At 64.9% G+C, this 1,137-nt stretch carries 1 pseudogene; it reads right to left on the minus strand.

The window, feature by feature from the left end:
• Positions 1-925 precede the first annotated feature (925 nt).
• A pseudogene (locus PWG71_RS28605) lies at positions 926-1,137 on the minus strand (hypothetical protein); the annotation flags it as partial.

Below are 1,137 nucleotides of genomic sequence, written 5' to 3' on the forward strand. Positions count from 1 at the left end.
CCAGGTCGAACTTGGCCAGGGCCGGGTCGAGCTGGCCCAGGTCGATGCCGCGGCCGACGTAGGAGTAGTCCGGGTCGACTCCTACAACAGCGTCCCTTGCTCGCATAAGCAAGGGACGCTGCACTTCTCACTGCGTTAGCGGATCAGCTGTTCGGTGAGAACTTGAACAGTGACCCAAGGAAGGACAACACCTTCACGATGGCTTCCCACCACTGCGGAGGAGTAGCTTCCGCGTAGGAAGGCTGAGCATCCTGCACGGAGGATTCCAGGCTCTGACCTGCGATGTTGTAGACAACTCGGTTGTTATCACCGTTGATGGTGGGCGGGGGAATGAGGTGTCGTGCCATCCCACAGGCGTGCTCCCCAGCGGACACGCCAGAAACATGGATGCAGCTCGACGAATTCGGCTCCGATGCCATAGTCTCGTCTCCATCAGATCCCAGCACAGGATCGTTGTGGCGTCCCGTCCTCGGGCAAGGAGGATGGGACGCTTTCTTTTGCCCCGTCTTGTCCACAGCAGATGAGGGGCCGCCCCAAGGGCTCGGGGTTGGACAAGAGATTACAGCTGGGGTCAGCCGCTAGGAACCACCACGGGATAATGACGTGTCGCTGTTTTCTCATATTCTTCGACGGCCGTCGAACATGCCCCGAGGGCGTGGTATGGGGCTGCATCGGGGCACGTCGAACGGCATCGCCGGAGGTCCGGAGCGGGCCCGGGCGGGGTGTCCGGACGGCCCTTCGGAGGTCGATCGTGGCAAGCCCAAGACTCCTGCGGAGCGGTTCGCGCCCGAGCCCGCCCAGTCGGACGCCCGCCAGTCCCCGCGCCGCCCACCCGGCCAGCCGTGCTCTGGCACAGCCCCGGAGCGGCCTGGATCACCTTCGTCGCAGGCGTGTCGCACACGCACCGGGCGACACGTCGGGAAACTCACTCCTCGTCGAGGCGGCGGTCCAGATCGTCCTCGGGCAGCCCCAGGTCGGCCCGGATCCGGAAACGGATCCGCAGCAACTCCCAGAGCAGGTCCCGAACGTAGGGCGTGAGGTCACGGTGCAGGAAACGTCGCGCCCCCTCGGTCGTCCACCTTCCGCACTCGCACACGGCGCTAGTGTCTGGCCCGCTCCAACGCCTGCCAGAACCCT

Source organism: Nocardiopsis sp. N85, from assembly GCF_028882275.1.
Lineage (GTDB): Bacteria > Actinomycetota > Actinomycetes > Streptosporangiales > Streptosporangiaceae > Nocardiopsis > Nocardiopsis lambiniae.